Genomic DNA, 17112 nt, shown 5'->3' on the forward strand with positions numbered 1-17112 from the left:
GATCAGAGCTCGGCTTTCAGTTGATTCAGCAGGTCAGCGTGAGCTGCCTGGTCGACTTCGCGCTTCAGGATCTGTTCAGCGCCCTTCACGGCGAGTTCAGCGACTTCGCCGCGCAGCGTTTCGCGCGCCTTCACGACTTGCTGTTCCGCATCGGCCTTCGCTTGCGCGATGATGCGAGCGGCTTCAGCTTGTGCTTGAGCCTTGATTTCGTCGGCGACTGCCACAGCGCGCTTTTCGGCGTCAGCAATACGTTGCTGACCGTCGTTGCGTGCCTGAGCCAGTTCCTGGTCGACGCGCTTGTGGGCGGCTTCGAGTTCAGCCTTGCCCTTTTCAGCGGCAGACAAACCGTCAGCAATCTTCTTTGAGCGCTCGTCGAGGGCGTTGATCAGCGGCGGCCACACGAACTTCATCGTGAACCACGCGAGGATCAGGAACACGACCATTTGCGCAAACAGGGTTGCGTTGAGATTCACGGTGTTTCCTTAAACGTTGCTAGTTCGGAAAGTGAAACGGCAAGGCGCTCATCGATTCTGTATTCGATCAGCGCCCAAGTGCCCGTTCCGCCCTGCGCCTTAACTAGTTATAGCTCAGGCGCAAACTTCCGAGGAACCTCAGCCTGCCAGCTTCGACAGCAGCGGGTTCGCGAACGCAAACAGCATTGCCACACCAACGCCAATCAGGAACGCCGCATCGATCAGACCAGCCAGCAGGAACATCTTGGTTTGCAGCGGGTTCATCAGTTCCGGCTGACGAGCACATGCTTCGATGTACTTGCCGCCCATCAGGCCGATACCGATACAGGCGCCGATTGCACCCAGGCCGATGATGATGCCGATACCGATGGCGGTCAGACCCTGGATGTTGGCGATGAAAGCTTGCATGATCACTCCTTTGTGAAAAGTCTTTTAGAACTGGTTGGAACTGGGATTTAAAAAACTACGATTCTTTTGTCCGACGGCGCAGGTTAGTGCGTGTCGTGTGCCTGGCCGATGTACACCAGCGTCAGCATCATGAAAATGAACGCCTGCAGCAAAACGATCAGGATGTGGAAGATTGCCCACACGCTGCCGGCGATCACGTGGCCGATGAAGCCAAGCACCGTCGTGTCCGCGCCGAAGCTCCAGATGCTGCCGAGCAGGGCAATCAGCAGGAACAACAGTTCGCCCGCGTACATGTTGCCGAACAGCCGCATGCCGAGCGAGACCGTCTTCGCGACGAACTCGATGATGTTCAGTGCAAGGTTCGGGATCCACAGCAGCGGATGCGCGCCGAACGGGGCGGACAGCAGTTCATGCACGAAGCCGCCGGCGCCCTTGATCTTGAGGTTGTAGTAAATCATTAACGCGAACACACCGAGGGCGATGCCGAGCGTGCCGTTCAGATCGGCGGTCGGGACGATGCGGTGGTGCGGGATGGCTTCGGACAGACCCAGCCAGCCAATTACGTGGCCCGGCAGGTCGACAGGGATAAAGTCGAGCGCGTTCATCAGCGCGACCCAGACGAACACGGTCAGTGCCAGCGGTGCGATGAAGGTGCGCGTGCCGTGGATCATCGACTTCGATTGATCCTCGACCATTTCGACCAGCATTTCGATCGCGCATTGGAAACGGCCCGGCACGCCGGACGTCGCCTTGCGGGCAGCGAGATGCAGAATGAAGATGGTGGCCAGACCGCAAAAGATCGACCAGAAAAGGGTGTCCAGATTCCACACGTGAATGTCGAAAATCGACGTCTGGTGCGCGGTGGAAAAGTTCTGCAAGTGGTGCGCGATGTACTCGGACGGATCCATTGCGCGCGTGCCTTCGCTAGCTGCCATATCGTTAAAGCCACCCAAATTGTCGAAAATCGTTTTAGGCCGCTCCCGCCGCAATACTGTATTGCGGGAACGCGCCGGGTGCGGATCGTGTCATATCCGCACTCCTGTTGGCGGCGCTGCGCGCCAGCCTGAATTTTTGCTACTACTTTGTTGCTGCTACCTTAGCGCCACGCCAGGGCGATCCAGTACGTCTTGAGCGCGATGAGGTAGGTCACGAGCAGCGGCACCCAGCGTACGTCGTGATACCAGAAGGCGATGGCTACAAACATCGCGATCGTTGTCCCCATCTTGAGCGCTTCGCCGATCATCCAGCTCATCACCGTCTCGGCGCCGCTCAGCGTTCTAAGGCGTGCCGCGAACAACGCGCCCGGCACCCAGCAAATCGCTCCCCCCAGGAACGCGGACAGCGCAGCAGCGCCCGGCGGCTTGTAGAACAGCCACCACACCAGCGTAGCACCCAGGGACAAAACCATTTGCGCTGCCACGACCTTGGCAGGTGTGACGCGCGATGGACGACTCACATTGGGACCAAACAGCTTTTCAGCCTCGGCCCGCGTAAGCGGAACGATATTGTTATCTTGCTGCTCGACATCCCACGCATCACCACGTGAAGCGTGCTGACCGGTGGACGCAACGGAAGCGGTGCGTTCAGCGGGGTGCTCGTCGTGCCCATTCTTCGGCGCTTGATTCGACGCTTTGACCGCCATCGCAGTGTTCCGAAAGTCTTGTTCCAGCCCGCGAGCTTACGCTGCGCTTACGGGGTTGCCGTGCAATTAAATCCGGGCGATTGTAAGCGATAGTTGCAGGCAATTCAAGACTTTAGGCCGTCCAATAAACCGCGTGAAACCGGCCTTCACCATACGGAAGCGGCATCTTCCCGCAGTGATTCACGGCAAATGTAAGGCGGTCGGGGGATGGCCAAATATGCGTGATGACTTAAGCGGGTTCGATCCCGCAGATGCGTCGTTTCGACGCTATGACGTACGTCTCAAAAATGCAACAGAAGATGATTTTGGCGTGGCGCGGTGGACTTGCGCGACAGTTACGGGTAGCGCAATGCGGTGGGCGAATGCCGGCTCTCTCTACACAGCACGCGGTTACTGCGAACACGTTTTTGATGCCGCACGATGACGCCGCGCGGTTGCAGGACTTTCTGCGGCAGGGCTCTGCCCGCCTGCCCTGCTGCGCTTAAATCATCCGCGGCATCGCGAACAACTCGCCGGCGCCGGATCGGAAAGCGGTCAACGAGGGATTCGACGTCGGTATGGATCCGACGCGGGCGGGTGAAGAAGCATTCGCGCGATTGCCGAGTGGTCCCAGCATCCAGCGCTCGCCACCACACCATGCAGGGAGGCACCAGCGCTTACGTAGCGGCAAGGCGAAATGGCGCAACCAACCCTCCCGCATCAGGAATCCTGACTATCTACCCGCCAGTTTTAAATTCAGGAATCCATCAGATATCAATATGGCTTGCAAATTAATTAGCGAGCGCGGCGAATGCTCAAGGTTGCGATTGCGGCCGCTGCGATGCACCTTCCGCCGCCGAACCGCTTGCGAACCCGATCTCCATCCAGACGATTCGCAAGCACGTTCAGCACGCTTCACATTCGACTCGCCATCGCGATCAGACCGTGGCGTTGCCGCGCAGCCGGACAAGAATGCCTTCCAGTGCATCCAGGTCGCCGAAATCCACCAGCACCTGGCCGCGGCCGCGCCGGCCGAGCTTGATCTTCACCGTCGCGGCAAGCAGATCGGACAATTCTTCTTCGAGGCGTCGCGTGTCGCGGCCGCCGTCCTGATTCGCGCGCGCCCTCACCGCCGGCGCCGCTTTGGTGGTCGCGGTTACCAGCTTTTCGGTTTCACGCACCGACATGCGTTTATTGACGACCTGGTTGGCCAGCGTGATCTGCGTCGCAGCGTCGACGGCCAGCAACGCGCGTGCGTGCCCCATGTCGAGGTCGCCGGCCAGGAGCATTGTTTGCACGGGCGACGCCAGGTTCAGCAAACGCAGCAGGTTCGAGACGGCGCTGCGCGAGCGGCCGACCGATTCAGCCGCCTGTTCATGCGTAAAGTTGAATTCATCGAGCAAGCGCTGAATGCCCTGCGCTTCTTCGAGCGGGTTCAGATCTTCACGCTGAATATTCTCGATCAGCGCCATCGCCGCAGCGGCCTGGTCCGGCACGTCCCTCACCAGCACCGGCACCTCGTCAAGGCCGGCGAGACGCGCCGCACGGAAACGCCGCTCACCGGCAATGATCTCGTACTTGTCCGCCGAAACCGGCCGAACAAGGATCGGCTGCATCAGCCCCTGCGCGCGGATGCTCGCGGCCAACTCCTGCAGCGCACCTTCGTCCATGCGCGTTCGCGGCTGGTACTTGCCGGCCTGCAGTTTGCTGAGCGGCAGCACGTTGGGCGCGCCCTCAATCACCACTGCCTCGGTGATATCCGGACTGCCGCCGAGCAGTGCTTCCAGACCCCGGCCCAATCCCTTCTTTCTTGCTACTGCATTCATCGTGCTTCCTCGATCCGCTTAGGATGCCTGGTGCGCGTCGCTCAGTGCGCGCACCCGCTCAATCATTTCTGCGCCAAACTGCACATAGGCTTGCGCGCCGCGCGACGCCCGGTCGAACACCACGCCCGGCAAACCATAGCTGGGTGCTTCGGCAAGACGCACGTTGCGCGGGATCACCGCGTCGAACACCTTGTCGCCGAAATGCTCTTTCAGCTGATCGGAGACTTGCTGTTGCAGCGTGATACGCGGATCGAACATCACGCGCAGCAGGCCGATCACCTTCAGGTCCCGATTCAGGTTGGCGTGCACCTGCTTGATCGTGTTGACGAGGTCCGACAGGCCCTCAAGCGCGAAGTACTCACACTGCATCGGAATCACCACGCCGTGCGCGGCGCATAGGCCGTTGAGCGTAAGCAATGACAACGCCGGCGGGCAGTCGATCAGCACGAAATCGTATTCGCCCTCGACAACCGCCAGCGCGGCCTTCAATTGACGCTCGCGGTTCTGCACGCTGACCAACTCGACCTCGGCGCCAGCCAGCTCACGGTTGGCGGGCAACACGTCGTAGTTGACTGCGTCCGTCCGCGTCCGCGCATCCGCTACCGATACGCCGTCCACGAGCACTTCGTAGACGGTGTTCGCGCAGGCGGCCTTGTCGATGCCGCTGCCCATCGTGGCGTTGCCCTGCGGGTCCAGATCGATGAGAAGGACACGCTGTCCCTGCGCTGCCAAGCTCGCGGCCAGATTGACCGTTGTCGTCGTCTTGCCGACGCCGCCCTTCTGATTCGCAACGCAAAAGATTTTTGCCATTGTTGGTGTGTCCCTTTTGCTGCTTGAGTAAATTGAAAAGCGCTCTTGCTATTCGGTGCGTACCGGGTTACCGGCCGTTGTCAGTCCTCGGCATCCACCCGTACCTTGATTAAATGCCGTTCGGCGTCGAGTGACGGCACGTGCAGGTGGATGATCTCTTCCACGTGGGAGCCTGCCGGCAAGCGCTCAATCTCGCCGTCCGGACGCACGCCCTTCATCGCCCAGATCGCGCCCTGCTCCGCGACCAGGTGACGGGCCAGTGTAACGAAATCCGCGAGTTCTGCGAATGCGCGCGAGACGATTACGTCGAACTTTGCCGGTACTTCGGCGCCTGGCTGCAACGTTTCGACCCGGCCGGTAACAACCGACAGATTCGCCAGGCCGAGCTCGGCCTTGGCCTGAGCCTGAAAAGCCGTCTTCTTATGAACGATGTCGTTCACGGTGACAGTCCAGTCGGGCAGGACGATGGCCAGCACGATTCCCGGCAAGCCGCCGCCGGAACCCACGTCGAGGACAGAGGAAGGTCCACGCGTCGCAAGATGCGGCACGATCGACAGCGAATCGAGAATGTGCTGAATCAGCATTTGCCGCGGATCGCGGATCGCCGTCAGGTTGTAGACTGCATTCCACTTCGCTAGTAGGGCGACGTAGTCGAGCAGCTTGCCAAGTTGGGCGTCGCTTAAATCGAGGCCGAGTTCGCGGACGCCGTCCTCCAGCAAGGGTACCAACGCCTCTGCTCCGCTTCCCTTCTGACGCACCGTCATTGCGTCACCGGCGTGCTGTCGGTGCCAGGTTCGGCCGGCTTCGTCGAACGACGCCCCAAGCCACGCTTCAAGTGAACCATCAATAGCGAGATCGCCGCCGGCGTAATACCCGAGATGCGCGACGCCTGGCCGATGGTTTCCGGGCGGAATTGCGTCAGCTTCTGACGGGCTTCGAACGACAGCCCCCTGACTTCCGCGTAGTCCAATCCCTCCGGCAGACGCGTGCTTTCATGCGCCTCATTTCGCTCGATCTCACCGGCCTGGCGGTCGATATAGCCCTGATACTTGATGCCGATCTCGATCTGCTCCTTGATCTGGGCGAGCAGCACGTCGTCCTCGGCCAGCGTTTCGGGCGCGGCACACGTGCCGTCCCGCAAACCGCAGACGCCGTCGTAGGTCACGCCCGGACGGCGCAGCAGATCAGCGAGACTGTATTCATGGTCGATCGGCTTGCCCAGCAGCGCTGTCGCTTCGTCGGCCGATAACGTCTTAGGATTAACCCACGTCGTGCGCAGACGTTCTGTTTCACGTGAAACAGCATCGCGCTTGCGGCTGAATGCATCCCAGCGGACGTCATCGACAACCCCGAGTTCACGACCTATTTCTGTCAGACGCATATCCGCATTGTCTTCACGCAAGCTCAGACGGTACTCAGCTCGGCTCGTGAACATCCGGTACGGTTCCGACACGCCGCGCGTCACCAAATCGTCGACCAAAACACCAAGGTACGCCTGGTCGCGACGCGGACACCAAGCTTCCTTGCCCTGCACGTGCAAGCCGGCATTGATCCCGGCCAGCAGACCCTGCGCTGCCGCCTCTTCATACCCGGTCGTACCGTTGATCTGGCCGGCAAAGAACAGCCCGTTGATAACCTTGGTTTCCAGTGATGCCTTCAACCCGCGCGGATCGAAGTAATCGTATTCGATCGCATAGCCGGGACGCAGGATGTGTGCGTGCTCCAACCCCCGCATCGAACGCACGAGTCCCAGCTGCACATCGAACGGCAGGCTTGTCGAAATCCCGTTGGGATAGAACTCGTTGGTCGTCAGGCCTTCCGGTTCAAGGAAGATCTGATGCGATTCCTTCGATGCGAAGCGATGGATTTTGTCCTCAATCGAAGGACAGTAGCGCGGCCCCACCCCTTCGATGACGCCCGTGTACATCGGCGACCGGTCGAGCCCGCCACGGATGATGTCGTGCGTACGCTCGTTCGTATGCGTGACCCAGCACGGTACTTGCCGCGGATGCTGCTCGACGCGACCGAGAAACGAGAACACCGGCACCGGATCGAGATCGCCCGGCTGCTCTTCGAGCTTCGAGAAATCGATCGTGCGGCCGTCGATCCGCGGCGGCGTCCCTGTCTTCAGGCGGCCTTGGGGCAGCTTCAATTCCTTCAGCCGAGCCGACAACGACACCGAAGCCGGGTCGCCAGCGCGACCGCCGGTGTAGTTGTTCAAACCCACATGAATCTTGCCGTCGAGGAACGTACCAGCCGTCAGCACGACTGCGCGCGAGCGGAAACGAATGCCCACCTGCGTGACAGCCCCGACCACACGGTCGCCCTCCACCATCAGATCGTCGACGGCTTGCTGGAACAGCCACAAGTTCGGCTGATTCTCCAGACGATGCCGGATCGCCTGCTTGTACAGAAGACGGTCGGCCTGCGCGCGCGTCGCGCGAACAGCCGGACCCTTCGACGAATTGAGGATACGAAACTGGATTCCGCCCTCATCCGTCGCGGCCGCCATCGCACCGCCAAGCGCGTCGACTTCTTTCACCAGATGGCCCTTGCCAATGCCGCCAATGGACGGGTTACAGCTCATCTGACCGAGGGTTTCGATGTTATGCGTTAGCAGGAGGGTTGTATTGCCCATGCGCGCCGAGGCCAAGGCGGCTTCGGTGCCGGCATGGCCACCGCCGACGACGATTACGTCAAATTCTGTGGGAAAAAGCATCGCGGGATCTCACGCCAGATCGTCGCGTGAGCCTTTTAAAGGAAAATGTATGGGCGAATTATAGCGGGTTCGGTTTAGGCCCGAATTTCAACCGAATGGCTAATCATGAAAAAAGCGGTGTGTTTCACGTGAAACACACCGCTTCGAATGACAGCGAGGGAAACGCGCACCGGCGATTAAGCCACTTTCTTGGCCAACCCCAGATAGGTCTCGATAACTCGTGGATTCTGCGCCAGGTCCGCCGCCGGCCCTTCTAGCGCCAGTTCCCCGGTTTCCAAAACATAGCCATAGTCGGAAATTTGCAGTGCAGCACGCGCATTCTGTTCGATCAGCAACGTCGCCACGCCTGTCTGCCGCAGCGCACTAATGATGTGAAAAATCTCTTTGACGATCAGCGGCGCCAAACCCAAGCTCGGTTCGTCGAGCATCAGCAAATCGGGTTTGCCCATCAGTGCGCGCCCAACCGCCAGCATCTGCCGCTCACCACCGGACAACGTCCCTGCCGCCTGCTTGCGGCGTTCCTTCAGCCGCGGAAACAGCGCAAAAACCGGTTCGAGCTGGTCGAGAAAGTTGCGCTCCCCTGCCCGCTTGCGCCGATACGCGCCGAGGACGAGATTGTCTTCAACTGTCATCGTCGAGAACAACTCGCGCTTTTCCGGCACCAGGCACATGCCGCGCGCCACCCGTTTTTCAACCGGCATCGCGCTGACGTCTTCACCCTGATAGCGAATTACGCCTTTGGCATGTCCGGTCAGTGGCAGGGCGCCCATGATCGCGTTGAGCAACGTGGACTTTCCCGCGCCGTTCGGACCGATCACCGAGACGATTTGCCCCGGCCGCACCTTGATCCCTGCGCCATGCAGCGCCTCGACCTTGCCATAGCGAACCGACAATCCATCGACGTCGAGAATGGGTGCGGCACCGTTCCTTGTTGTCTCCATCATTCCACCCCGCCCAGATACGCTTCGAGCACGGCCGGATCCTGCTGCACGTCCTGCGGCAAGCCTTCCGCGATCCGAGTGCCGAATTCCATGACCACCAGGCGATCGGTCAGATTCATCACGAAATCCATATCGTGCTCGACCAGCAGCACACTCATCCCTTCGACTTTGAGCCTGCGCAGCAAATCGGCCAGTTGCAGCTTTTCCTGATAACGCAAACCTGCGGCCGGTTCATCCAGCAGCAGCAGCGTCGGGTCACAGCACAGTGCACGAGCGATTTCGAGAATCCGCTGCTGCCCCAACGCCAGGCTGCCGGCTTCGTCGTACATATGCTGCTCGAGCCCGACGCGGCGAATCTGCCGGGCCGCTTCCGCCATCAGGCGTGCCTCTTCTGCGCCGTTCAGCCGCGCCACGCTGCGCCAAACGCCGGCCTGGCCGCGTAGATGCGCGCCGATTGCAACGTTCTCCAGCACCGTCATCCCCGGCAACAGCTTGACGTGCTGGAAGGTCCGGCCGATCCCCCGCTTGACGATTTCACGTGAACTCAGTGCATCGATCCGCTCGCCGCGGAATGTGATCTCACCGCTGGTCGCCTGCAACACACCGGTGACCAGGTTGAAGGTCGTGGATTTGCCGGCGCCGTTCGGGCCGATCAGACCGATGATCTGCCCTGCTTTCACGTCGAAGCTGACGTCGTTCACCGCCACCAGTCCGCCGAACTGCTTGCGTGCTTTATTGACGGTCAGCAGCTCTTCGCCGGCGGTCGGTTTGCTGCGCTGCGGCAGCGGATCCGCATGATCCGGCAGATGTGCGTGCGGCCCGCGCGGGAAAAAGCGCGCAACGAACGGCCACACACCTCGGCGAGCGTATTGCAACAACAGCACCATCAGGATGCCGAACACGATCACTTCGAAGTTGCCGTTTTCGCCGAGCAGCTTTGGCAGCAGCGTTTGCAGATAGTCTTGCAGCACGGTCAGGATCGCCGCGCCGAGCACGGCTCCCCAGACATGCGCCACGCCTCCCACCACCGCCATGAACAGAAACTCGATGCCGTGGTTCAGGCCAAACGGCGTCGGATTCACCGCGCGTTGCAGGTGCGCATACAGAAAGCCCGAGATCGACGCCAGCACCGCCGCATAGACGAAGATCACCACCCGCATCCACGCCGTGTTCACGCCCATCGCCTCGGCCATCAAGCCGCCGCCTCGCAGGGCGCGAATCGCCCGTCCCGGCCGGCTATCAAGCAGATTTTGAACAGACACGACCGCGCCGAGCACGACCAGCCAGATCAGGTAATAGATATGGCGGCCGGATTCCAGATTGATGCCAAAAACATTCAGCACCGGAATCCCGTTGATGCCGTCGTACTTACCGAGCAGCTCCAGGTTGCCGAACAGATAGAACAGCGCGAGTCCCCAGGCAATTGTGCCGAGCGGCAGGAAGTGGCCCGACAGGCGCATCGTCACAAGTCCCAGCATCAGTGCTATCAACGCCGTTACCACCACGCCCGCGATCAGCGCGAACCACGGCGACACGCCGTAGCGTGTCGTCAGATAGGCGGTCGCGTACGCGCCGATGCCAACGAACGCCGCTTGCCCGAAGCTCGTCATCCCGCCAATGCCCGTCAACAGCACGAGACCGATCGCGACGATCGAATACAAGCCGATGTAGTTGAGCAACGTCACCCAGTATTCAGGCACATGGATCGGCTGCGGCATCACCGGCAGCGCGAACAGCACCACGAGGAACAGCCAGAAGAACTTGTTTTGCATGATCCGTTTCATCGTGTCACTCCTCGTCCTCTTCGGCATGCGGGCTGGCAATGCTTCGCCACAGCAGCACCGGGATGATCAGCGTGAACACGATCACCTCCTTATAAGCGCTCGCCCAGAACGACGAATACGACTCCAGCAAGCCGACCAGAATCGAGCCGGCAGCCGCCAGCGGATAGCTGACCAGGCCGCCGATAATGGCGCCCACGAAGCCCTTCAAACCGATCAGGAAGCCCGAGTCGTAGTAGATGGTGGTCAAGGGTGCGACGAGGATGCCGCACAGTGCACCGAGGGCCGCAGCCAGCGTGAACGCGAGACGCCCCGCTTGCGTGGTGCCGATACCGACCAGGCGCGCGCCGAGGCGATTCACCGACGTCGCGCGCAACGCCTTGCCGGAGATCGAGCGGTCGAAATACAGATACAGCGCGCCGATCAGCACCACGGCCGTGCCGGCCACCCACAGACTCTGCCCGGAGATCGACAGGCTGCCGAGATTGAAGGTCGCATCGGAGAACGCCGTCGTGCGCGCGCCTTCCGCGCCGAACATCACGAGCCCGAGGCCGACCATCGCGAAGTGCACCGCCACCGCCACAATCAACAGCAGCAGCGTGGTCGCCTCCGCGATCGGCTCATAGGCGAGCCGGTAGACGAACGGTCCCATCGGAATCACGATCAGCAGCGTCAGCGCGATCTGCACGAGCATCGGCAGCGGCTGAAGGAAAACACCGCGCGTGAGCGCATACACGGCGATCGGAAACAGCAGATATTTGCCGACCAGCATCACCAGCGTGCGCGCGGCATGCCGGCGCCGTTCGGGATGCCACACCAGCCCCGCCGTCTCGACGACGAAACAGGCTGCGCCCATCGCCATCAGCAACCAGCACGTGGCCGGAAACTTTTGTGTCTGCAATGCGGCGAGCGTCAGCGCACCGTATGAAACAAACTCCCCCTGCGGGATAAAAATCACCCGCGTCACGGAGAACACCAGCACCAGCGCGAGCGCGAGCAGCGCGTAGATCGCGCCGGTGGTGATGCCGTCCTGCGCGAGGATCGCCGCAATTGATAGATCCATACTTCCTCGTCCTGAAGCGTCGAAATCGAAACTGGGAAGCCGTCGTGGCGGCACAGCCGGCGGCCGGCCATCGACCTGCAGTGCCCGAAAAGGCGACCGCCGCGCCGGAACGCGGCGCGGCGGTCGTTGCCATTGTCATCGAACAGAATGGCAGTGCGGCGTCAGCTGCCGCACGTTGCGCGAGAGGCGCGTACCGTTGTTGGCTTTAGTCGTTCTGCAGCTTCCACTTGCCGTCGACGATCTGCACGATCACGCGTGCACGCTTGTCGAGGCCGTTGTGGTCGGTTGTGGTGGTGTTCATGATGCCGTGCGCAACCGGCAATTCCTTGATGTTCTCGAGCGCTGCACGCAATGCGGCGCGAAATGCTTCGGTACCCGGTTGCGCGGTCTTCAGCGCTTCCGGAATCGCACGTTGCAGCATCTGGCCCGCGTCCCACGCGTGCCCGCCGAAGGTCGCCACCGAACCCGCGCCATACGCCTTTTCATAGGCCGCCTTGTACGCTTCCGACGACTTCTTCACAGGATTGGATTCCGGCAATTGGTCCGCTACGAGGATCGGGCCGGCGGGCAGCAATTCGCCTTCGCAATCCTTCGCACACACGCGCAGGAAGTCGTTATTGGCAACGCCGTGCGTCTGATAGACCTTGCCCTTGTAACCACGCTCCTTGAGCGTCTTGGCAGGCAGCGCCGCCGGCGTGCCCGAGCCGGCGATCAGCACCGCGTCCGGGTTGGCACCGATCGTCTTCAGCACCTGGCCGGTCACCGACGCATCGGTGCGGTTAAAGCGCTCGCCGGACACGATCTTCAGATGGTGCGCCGCCGCCGCCGCAGTGAAGACGTTGTTCCAACTGTCGCCGTATGCATCCGCGAAGCCGATGAAACCGACCGTTTTCACGCCGTGATGCTCCATGTAGTCGGCGATCGCGTCGGCCATCAGGCTGTCGTTTTGCGGCGGCTTGAAGGCCCATGCGCGTTTCGCGTCCATCGGCGAAATGATCGCCGCCGACGCCGCCAGCGAAATCATCGGCGTCTTGCCTTCAGAAGCCGCGTCGAGCATCGCCAGCGAGTTCGGCGTGACGGTCGAGCCGATGATCACGTCGACGTGGTCTTCGTCGATCAGCTTGCGCGTGTTCTGCACGGCCTTGCCCGTGTCGGATGCATCGTCGAGCACGATGTATTGCACGGTCTTGCCGCCGATCTCTTTCGGCAGCAGCGCGATCGTATTCTTCTCAGGAATCCCGAGCGATGCGGCCGGCCCCGTGGTGGACAGCGTGACGCCGATTTTCACCTGCGCGAAGGCAGCGCCCGCGCCGCACATCAGCGCCATTGCGATGCCGGTGCGCACCCATTGCTTTGTCTTTTTCATTGCAAGTCTCCAAACGCTCTGAAGCGCGAATCTGTAATCCGGCTCACGAACCGGGTGTCTGAATCTAGTTATAGGGTTCAGGCATGCCAAGCATGGTTTTCCCTGCTCAGCGCGAACACCCTCGCCGCTTTCGTGCTACTCCCCTGCTGCGTACCGCTACTGCGATTTCATATGCGTACGTGCGCGACATGCGTGATGTGCATGTGCGCACAAAACACTAACATGTTAGTAGTATTGCGTTCTGCATCATCCACGGTCAATAGACTCTCGCCCGAATGCGGGTTTGTCCTGAAGCTCGCTGCTTCCATAGCGAATTCGCCGCTTATCCACAGTTGCTCCGCCGTGCGCCACGCCCTGCACCGCCACGCCGCGCGCGGGCAATAAAAAAGACGCGTCAACTGCACGCGTCTTTTTTATTGGGTTCCGTATCGCTTCGCCTTCCCTCAGTCGCCGGACAGCTTCCACTTGCCGCCGACAATCTCCACCATCACGCGCGCCCGCTGGTCGAGGCCGGCGTGGTCGTTCGCGCTCATATTGAAGATGCCGTGCGACGCGGGCATGTCTTTGGTGCTTTCAAGCGCTGCACGCAGCGCTTCGCGGAACGCAGGCGTGCCAGGCTGCCCCTTCTTCAACGCCAGCGGAATCGCGCGTTGCAGCAGCAAGCCCGCGTCCCACGCGTGACCGCCGAAGGTCGAAACCGAGCCGCTGCCGTATGCGCCTTCGTATGCGCGCTTGTAGGCAAGCGCGGTTTTCTTCACCTGATTCGAGTCAGACAGCTGGTCGGCAACCAGCAACGGGCCAGCCGGCAGATAAGTGCCTTCGCAATCCTTGCCGCACACGCGCAGGAAGTCGTTATTGGCGACGCCATGCGTCTGATAGTACTTGCCCTTGTAGCCGCGCTCCTTGAGGGTTTTCTGCGGCAACGCGGCCGGCGTGCCCGCGCCGGCGATCAGCACCGCATCCGGATTCTGCGACATGATCTTCAGCACCTGGCCGGTGACCGACGCATCGTTACGCGCGAAGCGCTCGTTTGCGACGACCTTGATCCTGGCAAGATCGGCAGCCTTGCCGAATTCCTTGAACCAGCTTTCGCCGTAAGCGTCGGCAAACCCGATGAATGCGACTGTCTTCACGCCATGATTCGCCATGTGCTGCGCGATCGCGGTGGCCATCAGAATGTCGTTCTGGGGCGTCTTGAAGACCCAGGCGCGCTTCGCGTCCATCGGCTCGACGATGGTTGCGGCCGCAGCCATCGAGATCATCGGCGTGGTGCTTTCCGCGGCGACATCGATCATGGCGAGCGAATTCGGCACGACGGTCGAGCCGATCAGCGCGTCCACGTGATCTTCGCTGGTGAGCTTGCGCGCGTTCTTGACCGCCTGGGTCGAATCGGTGGCGTCGTCGAGCACGACGTAGTCGATTTTCTGGCCTGCCACTTCTTTGGGCAGCAGCGCAATCGTGTTCTTTTCCGGAATACCGAGCGACGCGGCAGGGCCTGTTGCCGATACGGTGACGCCGATTTTCACGTCCGCGAATGCATGGCCGCTCCATGCCACGGATACTCCGGTAACGACCAATGCCGCGCTCATCCAACGCAATGCCGACTTCATTCCGCTCCTCGATTTACCCCGTTACTCAATTGAATTTAAATCCGCGGATTTAAATCCGACCCAGCGGTCGGTGAATAGCGAGTTTAGCGGAGCAGATCCGCGCGCTGCAAGCGTTTTGCAGGGTATCGGCGTTTGAAACGGGGAGTTGTCCAGTGAATAAAAAAGAGCCACCGAATTAGCGGAAGATTTGAATAGCGCTTGATGAAAAGCCAAATAAAAAGCGCTGTCGGATATCAATCCGACAGCGCTTTCGTCTGGGCACTGAGTGCCTCATTGTCTCCTCGTTCTCCACCTGCAAAATTCGTGGTGCTTCAGAACTGCATGAAGGTTAAACGAGCACCTGGCCCTCTACAACTAGCAATTACCCTAGTGGTGCACTGCGGCACCGATTTGGGGCGCGCTTCGCGCCAACCGGGCGCGGCAGCCATCCGCCGGCGGCGCTCGCAATCTTAGGCAATTTATGTCGGATCCCGAATCAATTTCGAACGTCGCGTGTTTCAGGCCCTCAATGGCCGCACACGCGCGATGATCTCGCCGACAATGCCGCGCCGGAACGCCAGCACGCAGGCGATGAAAATCACGCCCGTCACAATGGTCACGGATTCGCCCAACGACCGAAACCATTCGATGCCCGTCGACGACGCCAGCGCCCCGCCGATGTCGCCCAGCCGGTCTTCGAGCGCGACGATCAGCGCGGCGCCGAGCAGCGGTCCGAACAGCGTGCCCATGCCGCCGACCAGCGTCATCAGGACCACCAGCCCGGACATGGTCCAGTACGCATCGCTCAAGGTCTCGAAACCCTGCACCAGCACCTTCAGCGAACCCGCAAGGCCAGCGAGCCCCGCCGACAGAATGAACGCCAGCAGCTTGAAGCGATCGGTATCGTAGCCGAGCGACACCGCGCGCGGCTCGTTTTCCTTGATCGCCACCAGCACCTGACCAAACGGCGAATGCACGATCCGCACGATCAGCAGGAACGCCGCCACCATCACGGCGAGCACGACAAAGTACAGCGTCACGTCGGACGACAGATCCAGCACGCCGAACAGCTTACCGCGCGGCACGCCTTGAAGACCGTCCTCGCCGTGCGTGAACGGCGCTTGCAGGAACACAAAGTAGACCATCTGGGCGAGCGCCAGCGTCACCATCGCGAAGTAGATGCCCTGCCGGCGGATCGCGAAGAAGCCGACGATCAGGCCGAGCAACGTTGCCGACGCCGTGCCGGCCAGCACGCCGAGTTCCGGCGAGAGACCGAGCGTCTGCATCGCGTAGCCGGTGGTGTAGCCGGCCGAGGCGAGAAACATCGCGTGACCGAACGACAGCAAACCGGTATAGCCGATCAACAGATTGAACGCGGCCGCGAACAGCGCGAAGCACATCACCTTCATCACGAACAGCGGATAGATGCCGAGCACGGGCACCGCGAGGAGCACGAGCAGCAGCAGACCGTAGAGCGCTTTTCTCTGCATCATTTTTCCTTGCCGAAGAGACCCGCCGGGCGCACCAGCAACACGAGCGCCATGATGACGAAGACGACGGTGGCCGACGCTTCCGGGTAAAACACGCGCGTCAGCCCTTCGATCACGCCGAGCAACAGGCCGGTAAGAATCGAGCCCATGATCGAACCCATCCCGCCTATCACGACCACCGCGAACACGGTGATGATCATCGGCTGGCCCATCAGCGGCGAGACCTGGATCACCGGTGCGGCGAGTACCCCGGCGAACGCCGCGAGCGCGACGCCGAAGCCATAGGTGAGCGTGATCATCAGCGGCACGTTGATGCCGAACGCCTCGACCAGTTTCGGGTTCTCGGTGCCCGCGCGCAGATAGGCGCCAAGGCGCGTCTTCTCGATCACGAACCACGTCGCGAAGCAGACCGCCAGCGAGGCCACCACGACCCACGCGCGATAGTTCGGCAGGAACATGAAGCCGAGATTGGTCGCGCCGGAGAGCGCCGACGGCACGTCGTACGGCTGGCCGGAAGATCCGTAGATCGAGCGGAACACGCCTTCCACGACGAGCGTGAGTCCGAATGTGAGCAAGAGCCCGTACAGATGATCGAGCTTGTACAGCCAGCGCAGCATCGAGCGTTCGATCAAGACGCCGAACAGGCCGACGGCCAGCGGCGCGAGCACCAGCATCGCCCAATACGGCAGACCGAAGTACGAGAAGCCCATCCACGCGAGCATCGCGCCGAGCATGAACAACGCGCCGTGCGCGAAGTTGATCACGTTGAGCAAGCCGAAGATCACCGCAAGGCCGAGGCTCAGAATCGCGTAGAACGAGCCGTTCACGAGCCCCAGCAGCAGCTGGCTCAGCATTGCCGGTAGCGGAACGCCAAAGATTTCCATTGAAGCCTTAACCCATCGCCAAGGTGAGATCGGTTACGCACGATCCGGCCGGCGCGCGATCGACAGAAACTGCGCCGCTCGCGGCCGGCATGTGAAACGGTTTGCCGCCCGGCTGCCTACGCAACGACATGCCACGTGCAA

General features: G+C 61.1%; 15 protein-coding genes. All 15 read right to left on the minus strand.

Features of this window, described 5'->3' with window-relative positions; translation table 11 throughout:
- Positions 1-2 precede the first annotated feature (2 nt).
- The gene (locus tag AC07WT_RS20775; protein ID WP_408425176.1) at positions 3-473 is read right to left on the minus strand and encodes a F0F1 ATP synthase subunit B; all 471 of its coding nucleotides are present in this window, start codon (positions 471-473) and stop codon (positions 3-5) included.
- A 138-nt stretch (positions 474-611) separates the two neighbouring features.
- Positions 612-881 (minus strand): F0F1 ATP synthase subunit C, encoded by a 270-nt coding sequence (atpE, locus tag AC07WT_RS20780; RefSeq protein ID WP_007180033.1) that lies wholly within the window; start codon positions 879-881, stop codon positions 612-614.
- Between the two features lie 83 nt (positions 882-964).
- A complete protein-coding gene (atpB, locus tag AC07WT_RS20785; RefSeq protein WP_492590794.1) occupies positions 965-1816 on the minus strand; it encodes a F0F1 ATP synthase subunit A in 852 nt (283 codons plus the stop codon).
- Positions 1817-1977: 161 nt separating this feature from the next.
- Entirely contained in the window at positions 1978-2523 is a 546-nt protein-coding gene (locus tag AC07WT_RS20790) for an ATP synthase subunit I (RefSeq protein ID WP_494948301.1), read from the minus strand.
- 917 nt (positions 2524-3440) lie between these two features.
- The gene (locus tag AC07WT_RS20795) at positions 3441-4328 is read right to left on the minus strand and encodes a ParB/RepB/Spo0J family partition protein (RefSeq protein ID WP_492590792.1); all 888 of its coding nucleotides are present in this window, start codon (positions 4326-4328) and stop codon (positions 3441-3443) included.
- An 18-nt stretch (positions 4329-4346) separates the two neighbouring features.
- Complete coding sequence (locus tag AC07WT_RS20800; protein WP_494948302.1) at positions 4347-5138, minus strand: ParA family protein; 792 nt, start codon at positions 5136-5138, stop codon at positions 4347-4349.
- Positions 5139-5218: 80 nt separating this feature from the next.
- Positions 5219-5902: a 16S rRNA (guanine(527)-N(7))-methyltransferase RsmG gene (gene rsmG / locus AC07WT_RS20805; protein ID WP_494948303.1), complete on the minus strand. Its 684-nt coding sequence runs from the start codon at positions 5900-5902 to the stop codon at positions 5219-5221.
- The gene (mnmG, locus tag AC07WT_RS20810) at positions 5899-7857 is read right to left on the minus strand and encodes a tRNA uridine-5-carboxymethylaminomethyl(34) synthesis enzyme MnmG (RefSeq protein ID WP_492590789.1); all 1959 of its coding nucleotides are present in this window, start codon (positions 7855-7857) and stop codon (positions 5899-5901) included. The genes rsmG and mnmG overlap by 4 nt, the downstream gene beginning before the upstream one ends.
- Before the next feature lie 176 nt (positions 7858-8033).
- Positions 8034-8801, minus strand: coding sequence for an ABC transporter ATP-binding protein (locus AC07WT_RS20815; protein WP_494948304.1), 768 nt, complete (start codon positions 8799-8801; stop codon positions 8034-8036).
- Positions 8798-10582 (minus strand): branched-chain amino acid ABC transporter ATP-binding protein/permease, encoded by a 1785-nt coding sequence (locus AC07WT_RS20820; RefSeq protein ID WP_494948305.1) that lies wholly within the window; start codon positions 10580-10582, stop codon positions 8798-8800. Before AC07WT_RS20820 ends, AC07WT_RS20815 begins: the two co-directional genes overlap by 4 nt.
- A 4-nt stretch (positions 10583-10586) precedes the next feature.
- Positions 10587-11642, minus strand: a complete 1056-nt coding sequence (locus tag AC07WT_RS20825; RefSeq protein ID WP_494948306.1) for a branched-chain amino acid ABC transporter permease — start codon at positions 11640-11642, stop codon at positions 10587-10589.
- 205 nt (positions 11643-11847) lie between these two features.
- On the minus strand, positions 11848-13008 hold the full coding sequence (locus AC07WT_RS20830; protein WP_494948307.1) for an ABC transporter substrate-binding protein: 1161 nt from the start codon (positions 13006-13008) through the stop codon (positions 11848-11850).
- A gap of 443 nt (positions 13009-13451) precedes the next feature.
- The gene (locus AC07WT_RS20835; protein WP_494948308.1) at positions 13452-14618 is read right to left on the minus strand and encodes an ABC transporter substrate-binding protein; all 1167 of its coding nucleotides are present in this window, start codon (positions 14616-14618) and stop codon (positions 13452-13454) included.
- A 497-nt stretch (positions 14619-15115) separates the two neighbouring features.
- Positions 15116-16087 carry a branched-chain amino acid ABC transporter permease gene (locus tag AC07WT_RS20840; RefSeq protein ID WP_492590783.1) on the minus strand — a complete coding sequence of 324 codons (972 nt, stop codon included), beginning with the start codon at positions 16085-16087 and terminating at the stop codon, positions 15116-15118.
- Entirely contained in the window at positions 16087-16971 is an 885-nt protein-coding gene (locus AC07WT_RS20845) for a branched-chain amino acid ABC transporter permease (RefSeq protein ID WP_494948309.1), read from the minus strand. The genes AC07WT_RS20840 and AC07WT_RS20845 overlap by 1 nt, the downstream gene beginning before the upstream one ends.
- Positions 16972-17112: the final 141 nt, after the last annotated feature.

The sequence above is a fragment of the Paraburkholderia sp. GW821-FHT02A12 genome (assembly GCF_059422005.1).

What these genes read in the sequence shown, in the direction of transcription:
- rsmG (WP_494948303.1), bottom strand. Translation starts at nt 5,902, where the DNA reads ATGACGGTGCGTCAGAAGGGAAGCGGAGCAGAGGCGTTGGTACCCTTG.
- AC07WT_RS20830 (WP_494948307.1), bottom strand. Translation starts at nt 13,008, where the DNA reads ATGAAAAAGACAAAGCAATGGGTGCGCACCGGCATCGCAATGGCGCTG.
- atpE (WP_007180033.1), bottom strand. Translation starts at nt 881, where the DNA reads ATGCAAGCTTTCATCGCCAACATCCAGGGTCTGACCGCCATCGGTATC.
- atpB (WP_492590794.1), bottom strand. Translation starts at nt 1,816, where the DNA reads ATGGCAGCTAGCGAAGGCACGCGCGCAATGGATCCGTCCGAGTACATC.
- AC07WT_RS20840 (WP_492590783.1), bottom strand. Translation starts at nt 16,087, where the DNA reads ATGCAGAGAAAAGCGCTCTACGGTCTGCTGCTGCTCGTGCTCCTCGCG.
- AC07WT_RS20795 (WP_492590792.1), bottom strand. Translation starts at nt 4,328, where the DNA reads ATGAATGCAGTAGCAAGAAAGAAGGGATTGGGCCGGGGTCTGGAAGCA.
- mnmG (WP_492590789.1), bottom strand. Translation starts at nt 7,857, where the DNA reads ATGCTTTTTCCCACAGAATTTGACGTAATCGTCGTCGGCGGTGGCCAT.
- AC07WT_RS20800 (WP_494948302.1), bottom strand. Translation starts at nt 5,138, where the DNA reads ATGGCAAAAATCTTTTGCGTTGCGAATCAGAAGGGCGGCGTCGGCAAG.
- AC07WT_RS20820 (WP_494948305.1), bottom strand. Translation starts at nt 10,582, where the DNA reads ATGAAACGGATCATGCAAAACAAGTTCTTCTGGCTGTTCCTCGTGGTG.
- AC07WT_RS20815 (WP_494948304.1), bottom strand. Translation starts at nt 8,801, where the DNA reads ATGATGGAGACAACAAGGAACGGTGCCGCACCCATTCTCGACGTCGAT.
- AC07WT_RS20835 (WP_494948308.1), bottom strand. Translation starts at nt 14,618, where the DNA reads ATGAAGTCGGCATTGCGTTGGATGAGCGCGGCATTGGTCGTTACCGGA.
- AC07WT_RS20845 (WP_494948309.1), bottom strand. Translation starts at nt 16,971, where the DNA reads ATGGAAATCTTTGGCGTTCCGCTACCGGCAATGCTGAGCCAGCTGCTG.
- AC07WT_RS20825 (WP_494948306.1), bottom strand. Translation starts at nt 11,642, where the DNA reads ATGGATCTATCAATTGCGGCGATCCTCGCGCAGGACGGCATCACCACC.
- AC07WT_RS20790 (WP_494948301.1), bottom strand. Translation starts at nt 2,523, where the DNA reads ATGGCGGTCAAAGCGTCGAATCAAGCGCCGAAGAATGGGCACGACGAG.